This window comes from Streptomyces sp. LN549 (assembly GCF_043203805.1).
GTDB lineage: Bacteria > Actinomycetota > Actinomycetes > Streptomycetales > Streptomycetaceae > Streptomyces.
Genome location: NZ_JAZHRI010000002.1, coordinates 26,089 through 43,162 on the forward strand (window position 1 = coordinate 26,089; position 17,074 = coordinate 43,162).

15 protein-coding genes and 1 pseudogene are annotated in these 17,074 nt (G+C 69.2%); 7 read left to right on the forward strand and 9 right to left on the reverse strand.

What is annotated here, in order from left to right; genetic code table 11:
- Nucleotides 1-3: 3 nt before the first annotated feature.
- The 6 genes from SH922_RS00185 to SH922_RS00210 form a co-directional block, all read right to left on the reverse strand.
- Nucleotides 4-1,758 (reverse strand): beta-galactosidase, encoded by a 1,755-nt coding sequence (locus SH922_RS00185; protein WP_393053032.1) that lies wholly within the window; start codon nt 1,756-1,758, stop codon nt 4-6.
- 48 nt (nt 1,759-1,806) lie between these two features.
- A complete protein-coding gene (locus tag SH922_RS00190) occupies nt 1,807-3,771 on the reverse strand; it encodes a glycoside hydrolase family 5 protein (RefSeq protein WP_393053035.1) in 1,965 nt (654 codons plus the stop codon).
- Nucleotides 3,772-3,852: 81 nt separating this feature from the next.
- A complete protein-coding gene (locus SH922_RS00195; protein ID WP_393053037.1) occupies nt 3,853-4,698 on the reverse strand; it encodes a carbohydrate ABC transporter permease in 846 nt (281 codons plus the stop codon).
- A gap of 5 nt (nt 4,699-4,703) precedes the next feature.
- A complete protein-coding gene (locus tag SH922_RS00200; RefSeq protein ID WP_393053038.1) occupies nt 4,704-5,693 on the reverse strand; it encodes a carbohydrate ABC transporter permease in 990 nt (329 codons plus the stop codon).
- Nucleotides 5,693-6,964, reverse strand: a complete 1,272-nt coding sequence (locus tag SH922_RS00205) for an ABC transporter substrate-binding protein (protein ID WP_393053039.1) — start codon at nt 6,962-6,964, stop codon at nt 5,693-5,695. Before SH922_RS00205 ends, SH922_RS00200 begins: the two co-directional genes overlap by 1 nt.
- Nucleotides 6,965-7,122: 158 nt before the next feature.
- On the reverse strand, nt 7,123-8,280 hold the full coding sequence (locus SH922_RS00210) for an ROK family protein (protein WP_393053041.1): 1,158 nt from the start codon (nt 8,278-8,280) through the stop codon (nt 7,123-7,125).
- Between the two features lie 156 nt (nt 8,281-8,436).
- On the opposite strand from SH922_RS00210, the gene SH922_RS00215 reads away from it, so the two are divergent.
- From SH922_RS00215 to SH922_RS00245, 7 genes and pseudogenes are all read left to right on the forward strand, one after another.
- The gene (locus tag SH922_RS00215; RefSeq protein WP_393053043.1) at nt 8,437-10,554 is read left to right on the forward strand and encodes an alpha-galactosidase; all 2,118 of its coding nucleotides are present in this window, start codon (nt 8,437-8,439) and stop codon (nt 10,552-10,554) included.
- A gap of 57 nt (nt 10,555-10,611) precedes the next feature.
- Nucleotides 10,612-11,472: an alkaline phosphatase family protein gene (locus SH922_RS00220; RefSeq protein WP_393053045.1), complete on the forward strand. Its 861-nt coding sequence runs from the start codon at nt 10,612-10,614 to the stop codon at nt 11,470-11,472.
- A 222-nt stretch (nt 11,473-11,694) separates the two neighbouring features.
- A pseudogene (locus SH922_RS00225) lies at nt 11,695-12,217 on the forward strand (DNA polymerase III subunit alpha); the annotation flags it as partial.
- A 286-nt stretch (nt 12,218-12,503) separates the two neighbouring features.
- Nucleotides 12,504-13,136 (forward strand): HAD family hydrolase, encoded by a 633-nt coding sequence (locus tag SH922_RS00230; protein WP_393053047.1) that lies wholly within the window; start codon nt 12,504-12,506, stop codon nt 13,134-13,136.
- A 191-nt stretch (nt 13,137-13,327) separates the two neighbouring features.
- Nucleotides 13,328-14,095, forward strand: coding sequence for a dienelactone hydrolase family protein (locus tag SH922_RS00235; RefSeq protein WP_393053049.1), 768 nt, complete (start codon nt 13,328-13,330; stop codon nt 14,093-14,095).
- Complete coding sequence (locus tag SH922_RS00240) at nt 14,061-14,741, forward strand: hypothetical protein (RefSeq protein WP_393053051.1); 681 nt, start codon at nt 14,061-14,063, stop codon at nt 14,739-14,741. The genes SH922_RS00235 and SH922_RS00240 overlap by 35 nt, the downstream gene beginning before the upstream one ends.
- The gene (locus tag SH922_RS00245) at nt 14,738-14,989 is read left to right on the forward strand and encodes a hypothetical protein (protein WP_393053052.1); all 252 of its coding nucleotides are present in this window, start codon (nt 14,738-14,740) and stop codon (nt 14,987-14,989) included. The genes SH922_RS00240 and SH922_RS00245 overlap by 4 nt, the downstream gene beginning before the upstream one ends.
- Before the next feature lie 94 nt (nt 14,990-15,083).
- On the opposite strand, the gene SH922_RS00250 is transcribed toward SH922_RS00245, so the two are convergent.
- The 3 genes from SH922_RS00250 to SH922_RS00260 all read right to left on the reverse strand — a co-directional run bounded on the left by SH922_RS00250 (nt 15,084) and on the right by SH922_RS00260 (nt 17,007).
- The gene (locus SH922_RS00250) at nt 15,084-15,422 is read right to left on the reverse strand and encodes a thioredoxin family protein (RefSeq protein WP_393053054.1); all 339 of its coding nucleotides are present in this window, start codon (nt 15,420-15,422) and stop codon (nt 15,084-15,086) included.
- Nucleotides 15,394-15,648, reverse strand: coding sequence for a hypothetical protein (locus SH922_RS00255; RefSeq protein ID WP_393053056.1), 255 nt, complete (start codon nt 15,646-15,648; stop codon nt 15,394-15,396). The genes SH922_RS00250 and SH922_RS00255 overlap by 29 nt, the downstream gene beginning before the upstream one ends.
- A gap of 219 nt (nt 15,649-15,867) precedes the next feature.
- Nucleotides 15,868-17,007: a PucR family transcriptional regulator gene (locus SH922_RS00260; RefSeq protein ID WP_393053059.1), complete on the reverse strand. Its 1,140-nt coding sequence runs from the start codon at nt 17,005-17,007 to the stop codon at nt 15,868-15,870.
- Nucleotides 17,008-17,074 lie beyond the last annotated feature (67 nt).

Below are 17,074 nucleotides of genomic sequence, written 5' to 3' on the forward strand. Positions count from 1 at the left end.
ACGTCAGTCCTCGACGGGGCCCAGACCGGGGGTGCCCCGCAGTTCCACCGTGTGCGTGGTGGAGCTGTGCAGTTCGAGGACCGTGATCTCGTTCCGGCCGGCCCTCAGGACCGGCGCGGGGACGTAGAGCGCGGTCTGCGGTCCGCGGGACCAGTACCGGCCGAGTGCGAAGCCGTTGATCCAGACCTGACCCTTGGTCCAGCCGTCCAGGGCGATCCAGCCGTCGGCCGGCCGCTCGATGTCCAGGTGTCCGCGGTGGAACGCGGGGCCGACCGGGGGCGAGGCGGGATCGAATGCGGTGAAGGACATCCGGTCCGGATCGTCGAGGGGCAGCGGCCTGCTGTACCAGACCTCCGGGGCAAGTGCGTTGACGGTCACCTCGCCGAGCAGTCCCTTGCGGTCGTGCATGGCCTGCCCGTAGTTCACCCTGCCCTGGTTCTCCACCAGCACGGCCAATTGCGCGCCGCGCCGGGGGACGTGGAAGGCGAGGCTGTGCTCATGGTTCTCGCGTTCCAGGACGCCGACCGGCTGGCCGTCGACGAAGACCTGGGCGCGGTCGTGCACCTCGGCGATGCGCAGGACGGCCGGTCCGGCCTCCGGGAGCGCCGTCTCGTACAGGACGAATCCGAAGGACTGGCCGAGCTGCTCCATGAGCTGCGGGCGGTCGGCGCGCACCGCGCTGCCGAGCCGCTCGCACTGGTCCAGGAGGCTTGCGTATGCGGTGAGTTCGGCGACCGCAGGGGAGAGCTTGGGCGCGGGGGCGGGTGCCGGCTCCTCGGGGACCGGCGCGTACCGGGCGATGACCTCGCGGAAGGCGGCGTACTTGGGGCTGGGGTCGCCGGCCTCGTCCAGGGGCGCGTCGTAGTCGTACGACGTGACGGTGGGGCGGTACGTGCCCTTGTCGTTGGCGCCATTGGTGAAACCGAAGTTGGTGCCGCCGTGGAACATGTAGATGTTGACCGAGGCGCCGGCCGCGAGCAGCCGGTCGAGGTCGGCCGCGGCGTCTCCCGCGTCGCGGGTGGCATGGATGGAGCCCCAGCGGTCGAACCAGCCGATCCAGAACTCGCTGCACATCAGCGGCCCGGACGGCTGCTGCGTGCGCAGGGCGGCGAGCCCGGCGTCCACCCGGCTGCCCAGATTCACCGTGCGCAGGATGCCGTCGAGGCCGCCGCGCTCCAGGTCTGTGGGCTGGTCGCAGGTGAACAGCGGCACGTCGACTCCGTGCCGGTGCAGCAGCTCCGCCAGGTTCTCCAGATAACCGGAGTCGTCGCCGTACGCGCCGTACTCGTTCTCCAGTTGTACGGCGATGACCGGGCCGCCGCGCGTGGAGAGGTGAGGAAGGACGGCCGGGAACAGGGCGCCGAGGTAGTCGTCCACCGCCTTCAGATAGCGCGGGTCGCGGCTGCGCAGTTCGATGCCCTCTTCGGCCAGCAGCCAGGAGGGCAGACCACCGCCGTCCCACTCGGCGCAGATGTAGGGGCCGGGGCGCAGGAGCACGTGCAGGCCCTCGGCGGCGGCCAGATCGAGGAACCGGCAGAGATCGAGACCTTCGTCCAGCCGGAACTCACCCGGACGGGGCGCGTGGAGATTCCATGGGACGTAGGTCTCGACCGTGTTCAGCCCCATCAGACGTGCCTTGCGGAGCCGGTCGGCCCACTGCTCCGGATGGATCCGGAAGTAGTGCAGCCCACCGGAAATGATCCGCAGGGGCCGGTCGTCGAGACGGAATCCGTCTGCGGCAACCTCAAGTCGTGGCATGGCCGTTGTCTCCTTGATGATGGGGCTGATGGAACTGCCGGCGGTGGGTCAGCTCAGCGGACGGCAGAGCAGTGCGTCGGGCACACCGCCGTGGTTCCACTTCCAGGTGAACGCGACACCGGCGATGTACTCGTTGTCGGTGCACTGGCCCTTGTAGTAGCCGGGAGCCCAGTCGCTCCCGACCGAGCCGCCCGTGGCGGGGCGGTTGTCTCCCTGGTCGAACCAGACGTTGCGGCCGGTCAGCGGCAGCGGAGCCGCTGACGGTGCGCAGAGCAGGCCGGCCATGGCGTTGCCGCTGACGCTGTAGCCGACGGCGAAGGTGTTGTCGGGGCACTGGAGCTTGTTGTAGCCCGAGGCCCAGTCGCCGTGGGTGACGTAACGCTCGTCATGGACGGCCACCCAGTCGCCGGCGCCCTTGGCGGGCTGGTTCGCGTCGGTGCACAGGCCGCGCTTGTCGCTGCGGCCGAGCCCGGTCAGGCGCTGGCTGTCGGGGCAGTTGCCCTTGCGGTAGCCGGGGCTCCAGTCGCCCTGGGCGAGCATCCGGGTGGAGACGTTGTGGTCGCGGAAGTCGAGGTTGAGCATGTTCCAGTGGTCAACCCGGTCGACCGGACCGGAGCGGCCGGGGGCGTTGACCAGCTTGTTCCAGTCGGAGGTCCGCCAGTCACCGGAGTCGTTGAGGCTCTGCCGGTTGCCTGCGGTGTCGTAGGAGACCAGGGCCCAGGTGTCCTGCGGAGCGCCGTTGGCGCCGGTCCAGCCGACCAGCGGCCAGATGGCGAAATCGGTGTCGTTCTCGACCAGGATGTCGGTGAAGTTGCTGAACCAGGTCTGTTCCTTCGTGTCGGTGGACCCGCGTCCGCCGGCGCCGAACTCGCTGATCCAGACGGGGGCGGTGAAGTGCTGCCCGGACTCGGTGACGAACAGGGCCTCGTCGTGGACCAGTTGCTTCAGCTTGTCGAGCGGGAAGTTCTCGTACGGCCAGTCGTTGGTGTGGCCCGGTCCGCTGTCGGCGCCCGTGTAGTTCGGACCGGTGTAGCCGTAGAAGTGCGCGGCGTAGACCAGTTTGCCCGAGGTGGTCAGGGTGTTGGAGAGTTCGCGGACCGGGGTCAGCATCGGCCTGCCGTAGTCCAGGCCGTCCAGCGGGATGCCGTACCAGTTGATGCCCTCCATGATCACCAGCATGTCGGGGTCGGCCCCCAGGATGCGGGTGCCCGCAAGCTCGAAGGCCGCGTAGGTGTCGTGGTCGTCACCCCAGCCCCAGTTGGGGTCGTCCCAGGTGTCGCGGCGGATCTCGTTGCGCAGGTCGGCCCCGACCACCCGCTTGTTCGCCTTGTAGCGGTTCACCAGGAAGAGCCAGTCGTTCTGCCACTGCTCAGCGGACTGGCTGCTGTTCCAGCGCTCGTTGCCGTCGAGGCCACAGCAGAAGCGGTAGGTCGTGGTGTGGTTGTTGAGGATGACCGCGAATCCCTCGGCGGTCAGGGACGCCACCACCGCGTCGAACACCTGCAGCGGAGTCTTGCCCTTCAGCTCCGGATTGGCCGCGATCGCGGAATCCGGGACGATCGTGGTGTCACTCATCATCGCGTTGGCGAAGGGCAGTCGGATGCTGTTCAGCCCGAGCGCGTGGAAGTCGTCCATGATCTGCTGCATGGGCGCGCGGTCCAGGCCCAGCGGCAGGTTGTGCGACATCTGGTCCGCCTGGTGGTTCGCGGGGTCGTTGACGTCGCCGCTGCCCTCATAGGTGCCCTGGGCGCCGGCCCAGTTGCCGGACTTCAGCTTGAAGCGGTTGCCGTTGGCATCGACGATGTACCGCCCACGGGTGCTGAGCGGGCCCTTCCATGAGGCGGCCAGCTGCGGCCCGGTCATGACGGTGGGGGTGGCGGTGGGCGTGGCGTCGGTGGGAGCTGCGACAGAACCGGAGGTTCCGGCGAGAAGGAGTGTGATCGCTGCTGCCGTGGCAGGCAGGATCCGGGAGAAGAATTTCCTGACGGCGGGAGCCGACCTATCGGATCTCATGATGGTCCCCTCAAAGGGTGGGGTTGGGGTTGGATCTTCAGGTGGTGCGGCCCGGACGGGTGGTCCGGAGTCAGGTGCGGCTCAGCCCTTGAGACCGCTGGAGGCGATGCCTTCGACGATGTAGCGCTGGGCGACCAGGAACATGGCCACCAGTGGTGCGATGGTCACGACGGCGCCGGCGAACAGGCCGGGCAGGTTGATGGTCTGTGAGGTGAGGAACGTCGACAGGGCGATCTGGGCCGTCCAGGTGGACGGGTCCTGACCGATGACCAGAGGCCACAGGAAGGCGTTCCAGCTGTCGATGAAGGCGAGCGCGCCGAGCGAGGCGAGCATCGCCCCGGAGGACGGCAACGCGATCCGGCGGTAGAGGCCGAGCCAGCCGAGCCCGTCCAGGCGTCCGGCTTCCTCGATCTCGCTGGGGAACTGGAGGTAGAAGTTGCGAAAGAGCAGGACGGCGAAGGGGTTGAACAGCCCGGGCGCGATGATTCCCCACAGGGTGTTCACCCCGCCCATGGAGCCCACGACGACGAAGGTGGGGACGAACGTCACCGAGCCGGGGATCATCAGCGTGGCCACCACCAGGGCGAGCATGACGCCGCGTCCGGGGACCGGGATCCGTGCGAGGGCGTACCCGGCGGCCGAGGCGAGGAGCGTCGACACCGGGGCGGTGATCGCGGCGATCAGCAGGGAATTGCCGAGGGCCTGGCCCATGTGCAGGGAGGGATCACTGAAGAGCGAGGTGAAGTTCTCCCAGTGCATCGGCGACGGCCACCAGGTCCAGTCCGGTGACGTCAGGCCCTGCGTGTCCATCAGCGCGTTGCGCAGCATCAGGTAGAAGGGCGCCAGGAACACTGCCGTCAGCAGGCCGGCCAGCACCCCGCGCATGGACCGGCGCATGACCCGGGGCAGTTGTCGGGTGGTTGTCACAGTGCTCACTCCTCACCCTTGCCGAAGCCGGTGAACCGGCCCTGGATCAGGGTCACACCGACGATCAGGGCGGTCAGTACGAAGGCTCCGGCCGACCCGAGGCCGTAGTTCTGGGCGCCCATCGCGGTGTCGTAGAGGTAGCCCAGCGGGGATCGGACGGGCGCTGTGGCCACCCCGGACTGTCCGCTGTTGAACAGGTTGTAGAACTCGTCGAACGCCTGGAAGGCGGCGATGAACTGAAGCATCAGGACGGCCACCGAGGTGTTGCGCAGCATCGGCAGGGTGATCCTGCGCAACAGGCGCACGCCGGTGGCGCCGTCGAGGGCGGCGGCCTCGTACATCTCCTTGGGGATGGCCTGGAGCCCGGCCAGGAAGAGCACCATGTAGAAGCCGACCTGGAGCCAGAGGCGCAGGGTGATCAGGACGACCCAGTACAGCGGCGGCGAGGTGGTCTGCAGCCATGGTTCGGCCTCCATGCCGAACCAACCGCCGATCGTGTTGGCGATTCCGCTCGGCAGCCCGTTGAACAAGCTCATCTTCCACAGCAGGGAGGCTGCGACGTACGAGACCGCGGCCGGGATCAGGAAGGCGGTGCGCAGTACGGCCCGGCCGCGCCGGATGCGGTGCACCAGCAGTGCCAGCCCCAGCGAGGCAGCGAACGTCACCGGCACGATGACCACCGTGAACAGCAGGATCTGCCCAAGCGACTTGCGGAACACCGCATCGGAGAGCAGCGCCTGGTAGTTGTCCAGGCCGACCCAGTGCCCCAGGGCGATGGAGCCGCGGGCCTCACTGAGGCTGAGCAGGAAGCTCCAGCCGATGGCGACGTACTTGAAGAGGCCCAGGCCGATCAGCAGGGGCCCGGCGAGCAGCGCGAACGCTCCCCAGGCACGCAGGTCCGGGCGGGAACGGCGGAGGGGGGCGGTGCCCCGCGGCTCGGCTGCGGGGCACCCCACACGCTCGGGGTGAAGCGTGGGTGAGGGTACGGACGTCATCACGCGCGCTGCTTGTCGATCTCGCCCTGGGCCTTCTTGGCCGCGTCGGCCAGGAGCTTGCCCGCATCGCCCTGTCCCCGGACGACCTTCATCGCAGCCGCCGAGAAGAGGGAGCTCACGGCACTGTTCCAGGTGCTGGGGTTGTTCCTGCCGTACTTGGCGGCCAGTTCCACGGTCTCCTTGGCGGGGCCCTGGGTCAGCTTGTCGGCGGTGGCGGCGACGGAGGTGCGCGGCGGGATGTGGAGGCCGTAGCTCTGCGACCAGTCGGTCTGGAGGTCGGTCTGCTCGATCCAGAGCCACTGGACGAACTTCTTGGCCGCTTCCACGTTCTTGCCCTTGGCGTTGACGCAGGTGCTCCAGCCACCGACGCGCACCGCGGGCTTGACGCCGGCCTTGAAGGCGGGCCAGGGCAGGACGCCGAAGTCGTCGCCGAGCGCGGTCTTGATGGCGGGCATCGACCAGAGGCCGCCCCACTGCATCGGGACGACGTTCTGGTTGAGGGCGGCGGGGTCCCACCAGTCGGTGGTGAAGCCGAGCAGCAGGGACTTGTCGTCGTGCAGGCGCTTGAGCCCGGCCACGGCCTCGGCGGCCTGGGGGGAGCCGAAGGCCGCCTTGCCGTCGGCGACGAGGTCGCCGCCGTTGGCGAACACGGCCAGGATGGCGCTGTCGCCGAGGCCGTCCTGGCCGACGAACAGACCCCTGGTCTTCTTGGAGGACAGGGCCTTGGCCGCGTCGGCGAGCGCGTCGAAGGTGGTGGGCGGGGTGATGCCGGCCTTGGACAGCACGCTCTTGCGGAAGTAGAGCATCATGACGTCGTCGAGCGTCTTGACGCCGTAGAGCTTGCCGTCGACGGTCACCATCTCGCGGGCGCCCGGGTTGAAGTCGGACTTGGCGCTGCCGTAGATGTCGTCCAGCGGGGCTATCTGGCCCTGCCTGGCGAGGCTCTCGCTGAAGTCGCCGATCTCGAAGACGTCCGGGGCGGAGTCGGTGAGCAGCGTCGCGTTGAGCTTGCCGGTGTAGTCGCCCGGGGTCCAGGTGACCTTGACCGCGATGTCCGGGTTGGCCTTGGTGAACGCCTTGGCATAACGGGTGAGGGCCTGCTGGGTGCCGGCCTCGCCGTAGGCGTGGGACCAGACGTTCAGCGTGGTCTTCGCCCCGCCGGAGCCACCGCCGGCCGGGTCGGTGCTGCAGGCGACCGCCGCACCGGCGACGAACAGGAGGGACCCGCCGAGGAATCCTCTGCGGCTAAGCTGGGCTTTCTGTGCGCTCACTTCGTGTCCTTCGGGTTGAAAGAGGGTTGGGCGTACGTGTGGTTGGCCGGCACAGCCGGTGTCCGGGATTCACGGTTGGCAGACGGTGACGGACATCGGGTGCGCCGGCAACGTGGACCGGCGAACGTGACAGTGGTGCTCGTGGCAGTGGTGCTCGTTCAGGGGAAGAGGGCCTGGATGCCGGCGACAGCAGCACCGCGGGCCCACTCCTCCCAGGGGAGGGGGCGCAGGGTGAGCGGGCATTTCGCCGCCGCTTTGAAGGTGTGCGCGGCGTAGGCGTCCCTGATGTGCGTTCCGAAGAGGTCGAAGGTGTCGAGCCCCTCGCCGCTGACGACGACGCGCTCGGGACCTACGAGGTTCACCAGCGTGGCGATGCCGACGCCGATGGCGTGGCCCGCCCTCGCGAAGGCGCCCTGCGCGGTGGGGTCTCCACCGCGGGCGAGCTGAACCGCTCCGTCGAAGTCCAGGTCCGGGCGATCGGTGTCGCGGCGGATGACCGCGAGCACGGCGTTGGTGGAGGCGAAGGCCTCGACGCAGCCGACCTGGCCGCAGTGGCACCGCGGCCCGGCCGGGTCGATGCTGATGTGTCCGACCTCGCCCGCGACTCCGTACGCGCCGGGGACCAGTTGACCGTTGATGACGATCGCCGAACCGATCCCGGATCCGATGGTGACCAGCGCGAAGTACTCGGTGCCGATGCCCTCGCCGAACCAGTGCTCGGCGGCGGTGATGGCCTTGACGTCGTTCTCGACGGTGACGGTCAGACCGGTGGCCGCGGCGAGGTTGTCGGCCAGCGGCACATCGCGCCAACTGGGGAGCGCAGAGTAGCGGACACGTCCGCAGGAGCGGTCCACGTCGCCGGAGACCGCGATGCCCAAGTGCCGGGTGCGGGCGCGGTACTCGGGCTTCACGTCGAGAAGTTCCGAGACGAGGTCGGCCAGCAGCGCACACACGGCGGCCGGGTCGCGGTCGCCCAAGGGCCGGCTGGCAGTGGTCCGCATGTGCGCCCGCAGGTCGCAGACCGCACCGAAGAGGGTGTCGACACTGATCTTCACACCGACGAAGAACTCCCGGTCGGGAGTGACGGCCAGCGGGTTCACCGGGCGTCCGGCCCCCGGCGCGGTGCGCTCCGGTGGGAGCTCGTGCAGGTAGCCGTCGTCGATGAGTGGTCGCGCGGCCTTGGTCACAGCGGTCGAGGACAGCCCCGTCCGGCGGGCCAGCTCCACCCGGCTGAGCGGGCTCTCGGCCAACAGCAGCGTGAGGACGGCGATTTCGGCCGGTGCGGAAACCAGCGGCCGCGATTGGTTTGGAAACACGGCGGCAACCTACCGGTAAATAAATAACTTCGTCCAGTATTGATTTTCTCGATCGTGCGGTCCTACGCTCTGGCCCAACTCCAGCCAGTTGGAAAGTTGTTTGCCGCGGACAGTTGCCCGGCCCTGGCTGCCGCTCGAAACCCCTCAGGATCTCCTGTGCCTCCCACGCCCTCATCCGTACTCTTCGACGCCGCCCGCGGGCTGGCGGTCCTCCGTACCCCGAACAGCGTCTACGCCGTACGCATCGGCGCAGACGGCAGTCCCCGGCATCTGCACTGGGGGAACGAGATCGGCACCGACGCCCTCGGCGAGCTGCTCGTGGCCGACTCACCTGCCGCGAGCAGCTTCGAGTCGGACCCCGCCCCGGACGAACTGGCCCCGCAGTCAGGTGCGCGCTTCGGGCCCGCCGGACTCCAGGTACGGTTCGCCGACGGCACCCGCGGCGCCCAGTGGACCTTTACCGGACACACGGTCCGGGACGGCGAGCTCCGCCTCCAACTGGCCGACCGCCGTTATCCGCTGGCCGCCGAGCTCTGCTATCGCGTCCGCCCCGGCAGTGACGTCATCGAGCGCTGGACGGAACTCACCCACACCGGAGCCGACGGCTCGGGCCCGATCGCCGTCGACCGGCTGGACTCGGCCTCCTGGACGCTGCCGGCCCTGCCCGACTACCGGCTCAGCCACCTCGTGGGCGGCTGGAACAGCGAGTTCCAGCTGAACCGTGACCGCCTCCCCGTCGCCGAGACCGTACTCACCAGCCGCCGCGGTCTCACCAGCCACCACGCCAACCCCTGGCTCGCCCTCGACGACGGCACCGCCGGCGAGGAACACGGCGAGGTCTGGAGCTCCGCCCTGGCCTGGAGCGGGAGCTGGCGCATCACCGTGCACCGCGACCCGGTCGGCCGGACCACCTGGACCGGCGGCTTCGGCCACGAAGGACTCAGCTGGACCATTGAGCCCGGCCAGGGCCTGCACACACCCGTCTTCGCCGGTCTCTACTCCCGCGACGGTTTCGGCGCCGCCAGCCGGGCCTGGCACACCCACATCCGCACCACCGTCCTGCCCGACGCCGACCGCGACCGTCCCGTCGTCTACAACTCGTGGGAAGCCACCGGCTTCGACGTGGACGGACCAGGCCAGCTGCGTCTGGCCGAGCTGGCCGCACGTCTGGGCGCCGAACTCTTCGTCCTCGACGACGGCTGGTTCGGCAGCCGTACCAGCGACCGGGCGGGCCTCGGTGACTGGACACCCCGGCCGGAGGCGTTCCCCGACGGGCTGCGCCCGCTGGCCGACGAGGTGCACCGCCTGGGCATGGCGTTCGGGCTGTGGGTCGAGCCGGAGATGGTCAACCGCGACAGCGACCTCTACCGTGCGCATCCCGACTGGGTCGTCCACGCGGCGACCCGGGATGCCACCGAACAGCGCAACCAGCTCATGCTGAACTTCGCCCGCCCCGAAGTCGAGACCTGGGCCCACCGGACCCTGGACCAGCTGGTGCGCGACCACGACATCGACTGGTTCAAGTGGGATGCCAACCGGGTGGTCACCGAGGCGGGGTGGGCCGGCTGTCCGGACCCCGACCGGCTGTGGATCGATCACACCCGCGCCGTCTACCGGATCATGGACCGCCTCCGCGCCGATCACCCGGGTCTTCGGATCGAGGCATGCGCGGGCGGCGGCGGACGGGCCGACCTCGGCATCCTTGCCCGTACCGACCAGGCATGGACCTCCGACAACACCGATCCCGTCGACCGGATCGGCATCCAGCACGGCTTCAGCCAGCTCTTCCCCGCCCAGGCCATGGCTGCCTGGGTGACCGACACCCCCAACGTCGCGACCGGCCGCACCACGCCTCTGCGGTTCCGCTTCCACGTCGCCATGGCCGGGGCGCTCGGACTCGGCGGGGACCTCACCGACTGGTCCGAGGCGGAACTCGACGAAGCCACCGCGCTCGTCGTCCGCTACAAGCAGATCCGTCGTCTGGTCCAGCACGGCCGCCAGTACCGCCTCCACGGCCCCGCCGGACTCACAGCCGTGCATTACGCGTCCCAGGACGACACCGAACACGCCGTCCTCGCCTGGCGCCCCGCAACCCGCTTCGGCCACCCGACCCCCGGTCTCCCCCTGCCGGCCCTGGACCCCGCGGCCCACTACCTCGACATCGACGAGGGCATCACCCACAGCGGCGCCGTCCTGACCCGCCAGGGCATCGACCTGCGGCTGCCCGCCGGCGACTACGCCAGCCGCCTGATCCGGCTGCGCCGCACCGTCTGACACCGGTAAGAGCATCCCCCGTCCCTTCTCCGCCCGCCCCACGAAAGAACCGAGAACATGCCCACACCCCGCGTCCTGGTCGTCGGAATCGACGGCGTCCGCCTCGATCTGCTGCCGATGCTGGAAACGCCCAACCTCGACGAAGTCGCGAACGCCGGCTTCTTCGCGCCCGTCCACATCGACGACGACACACCGACCATGTCGGGCCCCTGCTGGACCACGATCGTCACCGGTGTCGGCGTGGCCAAGCACGGAGTCTGGGGCAACAACTTCTCCGGGAACCGGCTCGGGGTGTTCCCCGACTTCACCACCCGGCTGGCCGCCGAGCGCGGGAAGCGGACCTTCGCGGCCGGCGGTTGGGAACCCCTGTTCCTGGCCCGGCAGGGCGGCCCGGTCTTCGCGGCCCCGAGCAGGCTCGCCTATATCGCTCCGCGCGAGGACACCCCGCAGGGCTGGGACGAGTGCGACCAGAGCGTGGCCGACGAAGCCGCAAGAATTCTCAGCTCCGGCGAAGACCTCGACGCCTCCTTCGTCTACCTCGGCGCTGTTGACGAGACCGCCCACTTCCTCGCCTGCGGAGCCGAGTACCGAAACGCGATCGAGACCGCCGACCGGCAACTCGGACAGCTGCTCACCGCCATACGTGAGCGTCCCGACGCCGGGTCCGAGGAGTGGACCGTCATCGTGGTGACCGACCACGGCCACCGCGACGAAGGCGGCCACGGCGGTCGCAGCACACTGGAGCGCACCGCCTGGATCGTTGCGAACGGCCCCGGCATCGACTCCACCACCCCACCGGACAGCCTCCGCCACGCCGATGTCGCCGCCCACGTCTACGCCGCCCTGGGTATCACGCCCGACCTGCACTGGACGCTCGACGGACAGCCCTTCCACTCCCTCACGCCCCAGTCCGCCTGAGCCGCCAGGAAACCTCCGGCCGGGGGGAAACCTCCGGCCGGCAGGAAGCCGTCGGCCAGCGTCCCCGAGGCGCGGCAGCCAACCGCAACGACGCCCCACTCGCGTCCCGCAGAGAGGTTCCTTCCGTGGATACCACGTCCCTCGACTCCATCGACCTGGCCGCCTTCGACCCCGGCCAGTGGGCAGACGGCGCGAACACCCTCGATGTGGGCGACACACGCACACATCAGGGCGTGCGACATCCGCGACGCATTGCACCAGCTGCCCGAGCTGCGGCACCTGGCCGCTGACGCGGATGCCTACGGCGCCCTGTGGGAGCGCGCGGAGGGGCTCGACAAGCTGCCGCGCGGCATGGCGATGCACCCCTGCGGAGTCATCCTCTCCAACAACACCCTGCTGGACCGGCTGCCCATCCAGCCGACGCCAGGCGGCTACCCGATGGTCAGGCCGACAAGGAAGACATCGAAGACCTCGCCCTGCTCAAGCTTGATGTGCTGGGGGTGCGGATGCAGTCGGCGATGGCGCACGCCGTCACCGAGATCCGACGTACCACCGGCCGGCAGATCGACCTGGACAACCCCGTCCCCTGGACGACCAGTTCGCGTTCGCACTGATCCAGGACTCCGACACCGTAGGCATGTTCCAGCTGGATTCACCCGGCCAGCAGGACCTCGTCGGCCGGCTCCAGCCCCGCGACCCCCAGGACGTCATCGCCGACATCCCCCTGTTCCGGCACGGCCCGGTATTGTTTCCGCACTCGCTGTGTCCCGCGCTGGTCGTGTCTCGTTGTGGCGAGGTCACGTCGCAGGCTGTGTCCCGGGGATTTGGCCGGCCGTGTCGCTCCGGTGCGGGAAGAACACGAGCGGTTTCCGAAATGTGTGTCCCTCTGTGCCCCTGCTTCCGACACGTCGGCCATAGCGACCCGGCTCTGCGTGCGGCCCAGGAAGGATCGTCAGGCCGCGACGGTGGTCCCCGGCGCCGTCCTGGGGCCGACGCCGGTGAATGTGCCGTCCCCTGGCAAGATCTTGTCCATGAGCTCCATGCCCTTCGACGCAGTGCTGTGCGACCTCGATGGAGTCCTTCGCCTGTGGGATCCAGACGGGATGTCCGGCCTCGATCATGAGTACGGGCTTCCGGGTGGAACGCTTGCGACGGCAGCCTTTCGGCCCGAGCGCCTCGTGCCGGCGGTCACGGGAGAGATCACGGACGAAGAGTGGCGTTCGGCCGTAGCAGAGGATCTTGCCGAGGCATGCGGATCAGCGGAGAGAGCGCATGCCATTTCCGCCGCCTGGGGGGTGCTGATCGGCCGGGTTGACGGGGACGTCCTGGCCCTGCTTTCAGCGGCGCGTCGGCGGGTTCCTGTCGTGCTTGTCTCCAACGCCACCACCCGGCTGGAAGCCGACCTCGCCCAGCTGGGGCTGACCGACGCGGTGGACGCCGTCGTGAACACCGCGCGGATCGGCGTGGCCAAGCCCGACCCGCGTGTCTATCAGATCGCCGCCCAACGGGCCGGGGTTCCCACGTCGCGGTGTCTGTTCATCGACGACACCCTCACGAACGTCACCGCGGCGACCGCAGTCGGCATGACCGGGCTGCACTTCCAACGGATCCAACAGCTGCGTGATGCGCTCGCACCGGTCGCCGGCGCCGACCAGCCGCGGTAGGCAAGCACCGCCCCTCCCGAAAGTAGTGCCCCTGTGGGGGTGTGACCGAGACACGCGCCAAAGGGGCATTGGGATGATCTTGAAGCCCTGAGCGCCCGGCCCGTCCCGTATTTCAGAGGGACACCCGCGCTGTTCTGCCAGCGGCAGAACAGCAGCCGGACCGGGCTCGACGATCACTACAGTCCAGTCTCATGACGAAGATTACGACGCGTACGGTCGAGTACCCGGCGGACGGTTTGACGATGATCGGGCACCTCGCTCTCCCGGCCGGTGTCGACCGCCGGCCCGCGGTGCTGCTCGGACCGGAGGGCATGGGGCTCAGCGACGTCGAGCGCCGCCGGGCCGATGCCCTCGCCGAACTGGGATATGTAGCGCTGGCCTTCGACCTTCACGGCGGGCGCTATTTGGGCGACCCCGAGGAGATGCTGGCCCGTTGCCTGCCGCTGCTCGCTGATCCCGACCGGATGCGGGGCATCGGCCATGCGGCGCTCGACGTGTTGCGCGCCGAACCGCGGACCGACCCCGACCGGATCGCCGCCGTCGGCTATGGCACCGGAGGCGCCGTCGGGCTGGAACTCGGGCGCGGCGGCGTCAGCCTGCGCGCGATCGGGACAGTCAACGCACTGACCACGGGCCGACCGGGCGAGGCGGCGCGCATTCGCTGCCCGGTGTGGGCCGGGGTCGGGTCGGAAGACCCGATCATGCCGCCCGCGCAACGGAACGCGTTCACTGCTGAGATGCAGGCCGCGGGCGTCGACTGGCGCCTCGCGGTCTACGGCGGCGCCTTGCACGCCTTCCACCACCCGCCGGTCGGCCACCCTGTGGTCCCCGGCGTCGGCTACCACCCACGGCACGCGCAGCGAGCCTGGCGCGACGTCGTCGACCTGCTCGCCGAGTGCCTGCCCGTGACGGAGGATCTGGGGCATGACCCAGGTAAGCATGCTGGCGCCGGGCACTGACAGTCCCCTCCCCCCAAGTCCGCACAGCAGAACCGCATTCGAGCGGATGGTTGATCGCGGAAACGCGTTCGCACCCCGCTCGATCAGCACTGCCCACTCCTACGACCGCGACGAGCTCGACCCCGCCCGGCATCACGCTGCCCTTCTCGGCCTCGCCAATGAACTCGGCGCCCGCCTTCGCGAAGAGCGCAGCATTACCCAGGCACTCACCCTGACCGTCACCTATGCCGACCGGACCAGTACCACCTGCGCCCGTACCCTGACCGAAACAACCGCCCACACCGCGCAGCTCGCCCACACCGCACTCGACCTCCTTGGACTCCTCGGCCTTCAGCGAGCCCGTGTCCGCACCATCTCGCTGCGTGCCGAACGGCTGCTCCCGGCCGAACAAGCCGTGCGTCAGCTCACGTCAACACCCACGACGACAAAGCCCATGCCCTTGAAGCCGCCCTCGACCGCGCCCACGCCCGCGATCGACCTGGCATCACCGGAACCGCAGCCGCCCACCGCCCGGGCTGATGGCGGAGCCCGGCGCCATCGGACTCTGTCGAAGGAGAGCACAGCTGTGACCTGGGCCCATCTTGCTGGTATGGGGCATGACGGTGCGCTGCGGGCGAGGCACCAACGAACTCCGCCCACGCGGTGATAGGTGTCAGTCATGGACTGGACGCTGCCGGAGCCGATGCTCGCTGCCGCGGTGGACAGACCAGTCCTGCCCGCCCAGCACCTGCGGAGCCGAAGTGGGACGGCTACCGGGCGCTCTTGGCCCGGTATGCGGACGGGCGGGTGATGATCCGTTCCCGGCGGGGAACGGACACGACCATGGCGTTTCCAGAGGTCACCGCAGCGGCCGCCGCACTCCCCGTGGACGTGGGACTCGACGGGGTTATGTGACCTGTGGGGGTGCCTCAGCCCCAAGGTGTCCCAGGCGGCGCAGCTCCCAAGACGAGACGTGACGGGCGTCGCGGCCACGTGCCGCAGCGGCCGCTCAGAGGTGGCCGTCCAGGAACTTCCGTATCTCGGTGATGGTCATAGGCCCCGTGCCGTGCGCCACCGCCTCTCCCTCCTTCAGCAGGACGTAGGACGGGGCTCCGGTGATCCCGTATCGCTCGGTTGCGGCCGGACAACGCGTGATGTCGGCGCGGACGGCCGTCAGGCGGCCCGTGTAGTCGTCGGCGATGCCACCCACGACGAGGTCCATCACCCGGCAGGGCTCGATTGCCTTGGGCCATGTCCCGGTGAAGTATGCGAGGACCGGAACTCCGCTCATCCCGAGGATGAATTCGAACTCCGCATCCTCACGGGGTCGGTGAACCCGCTTCGTCATGGAATCTCCTGACCTCACGTTCCGTCGTTCCATCCCCATCATCCCTTGCGCGGTGCGCCAGGCCGCCCCGCCGGTCACCCAGTTGCAGCCCGCCGCTCGCCCGTGGGTGAGCTCGTGCCAGGACAGCGCTCTCCAAGACGATATGAAAGCCGTTTTCCATGGCATAGCGGCCCAGATCGCCGACCAGATACTCGATGAGCGCGTCGACGAGCGGGCCGGTGCGCATCGTCCACCGGATCCAGTCGAACCGTATCCGCCACCGCGCTTCTCAGAGACAACGCCCCGACGGGCTTTCCGAGGCATCGTCTGGTCTTCACATCAACCCCTGGTCTCAGCTGGCTCATACCGCTCTTCCCCGGGCCGCATGAGCCAGCTGATGGCACCGCGAACCAGACACGGTTCCTGGACTGCTCGCGGACGCGTTCGTGGACGGTCGAAGTAAGCGTCAGGTGACCCGAATACCGACCGCCAGCGTCAGTTCAAGGACCCGGTGTGGCGATGCGAGATCCGGAAACACCTCCCGCAGCTGCGACATCCGGTACCGGACTGTCTGGGGATGGACGAACAGCGCCGCCGCCACCTCGTCCCGCCTGCCCTGGTGCAGCAGCCACGCCCGCAACGTCTCCTCCAGCCGCCGCGCGGTCGCGACAGGCAAGGTCCGCAACGGCGCGAGGACTCGGGCACGCAGGTCTGCGAACGCGTCCACGTCGGCGCTCAGCACCAGCTCGGGCAGGTGGTCCTCGGTGTCGCGAATATCAGAGGAGAGGGAGCGCGCGCGTATGGCTCGTGCGTACGAGGCGGACGCACGAGTCCATGGCCGGGCCGGGCCGGCCACTGCGGTGCGGTCGGTTAGCTGCCGCAAGAGATGTGATCGGTTGGCATCGGGGACGAGCAGCACACCGGTGGCGTCCGGCAGATCGTCGAGGACGAGGGTGCTCGGGTCGAGCGCGCGGTAGGCAGGCCGGGCCTGGGCGGCGGGCAGCAGGACCGCGGTCAGCGAAACCGGAGGCTGCCACCCGGCCCGTTGAACAGAGGCCAGCAGCACGTCCGGGCTCGCGCCGGCGAGGAGGTCGCGGGCCAGGTGTTCCAGGTGGCGCTCGTGGGCCCTGCCTCTGGCGGCCAGTTCGTCGGCGTGGCCCGCGGCGCTCGCGGCGGAGAGCTCGTCGATGTAGGCGAAGGTCAGCTCGGCGAACTTGGCGACCTGGGCGGCGGGCAGACCTGCGGGTACGGCACCCGCTGCCAGGCATCGCCAGGCCACGCGGGCGCCGACGCGGTAGGCGCTGAGTAGGGCGTCCATCGAACGGCCGTCACGCACCTCGCCGCGGCCCAGCTCGTAGGCTGCGTCACCGGCGTCGCCGCCTGTGGCGTTCCCGCTCGCGAGGTCCAAGTAGTGCCCCAGGGCGGTGCGGACGGCTCGGCGGATGGTGCCGCCCATGCGGCCCGAGAGGGCGTTGGCGTAGGGAGGGACCTCGTCGATGATCGCTTGGACGACCTCGTCGGCGGTGGTCTTCAGCGCGGACCGAAGTGCGGTGACCGTCGTCTCATTGAGGGCCAGTTCGCTGGCCCTCCGGATTGCATGGCTCACGTTTTGTTCCCTGCGCACAATTCAGCCGACCAGATTTACATCCTGCGGTCAGGACTTTACGCCTTGA

Excerpts from the sequence above, each read along its gene's own strand:
- SH922_RS00185 (WP_393053032.1), bottom strand. The coding sequence starts at position 1,758 with ATGCCACGACTTGAGGTTGCCGCAGACGGATTCCGTCTCGACGACCGG.
- SH922_RS00190 (WP_393053035.1), bottom strand. The coding sequence starts at position 3,771 with ATGAGATCCGATAGGTCGGCTCCCGCCGTCAGGAAATTCTTCTCCCGG.
- SH922_RS00200 (WP_393053038.1), bottom strand. The coding sequence starts at position 5,693 with ATGACGTCCGTACCCTCACCCACGCTTCACCCCGAGCGTGTGGGGTGC.
- SH922_RS00220 (WP_393053045.1), top strand. The coding sequence starts at position 10,612 with ATGCCCACACCCCGCGTCCTGGTCGTCGGAATCGACGGCGTCCGCCTC.
- SH922_RS00230 (WP_393053047.1), top strand. The coding sequence starts at position 12,504 with ATGAGCTCCATGCCCTTCGACGCAGTGCTGTGCGACCTCGATGGAGTC.
- SH922_RS00235 (WP_393053049.1), top strand. The coding sequence starts at position 13,328 with ATGACGAAGATTACGACGCGTACGGTCGAGTACCCGGCGGACGGTTTG.
- SH922_RS00240 (WP_393053051.1), top strand. The coding sequence starts at position 14,061 with ATGACCCAGGTAAGCATGCTGGCGCCGGGCACTGACAGTCCCCTCCCC.
- SH922_RS00250 (WP_393053054.1), bottom strand. The coding sequence starts at position 15,422 with ATGACGAAGCGGGTTCACCGACCCCGTGAGGATGCGGAGTTCGAATTC.
- SH922_RS00255 (WP_393053056.1), bottom strand. The coding sequence starts at position 15,648 with ATGCGCACCGGCCCGCTCGTCGACGCGCTCATCGAGTATCTGGTCGGC.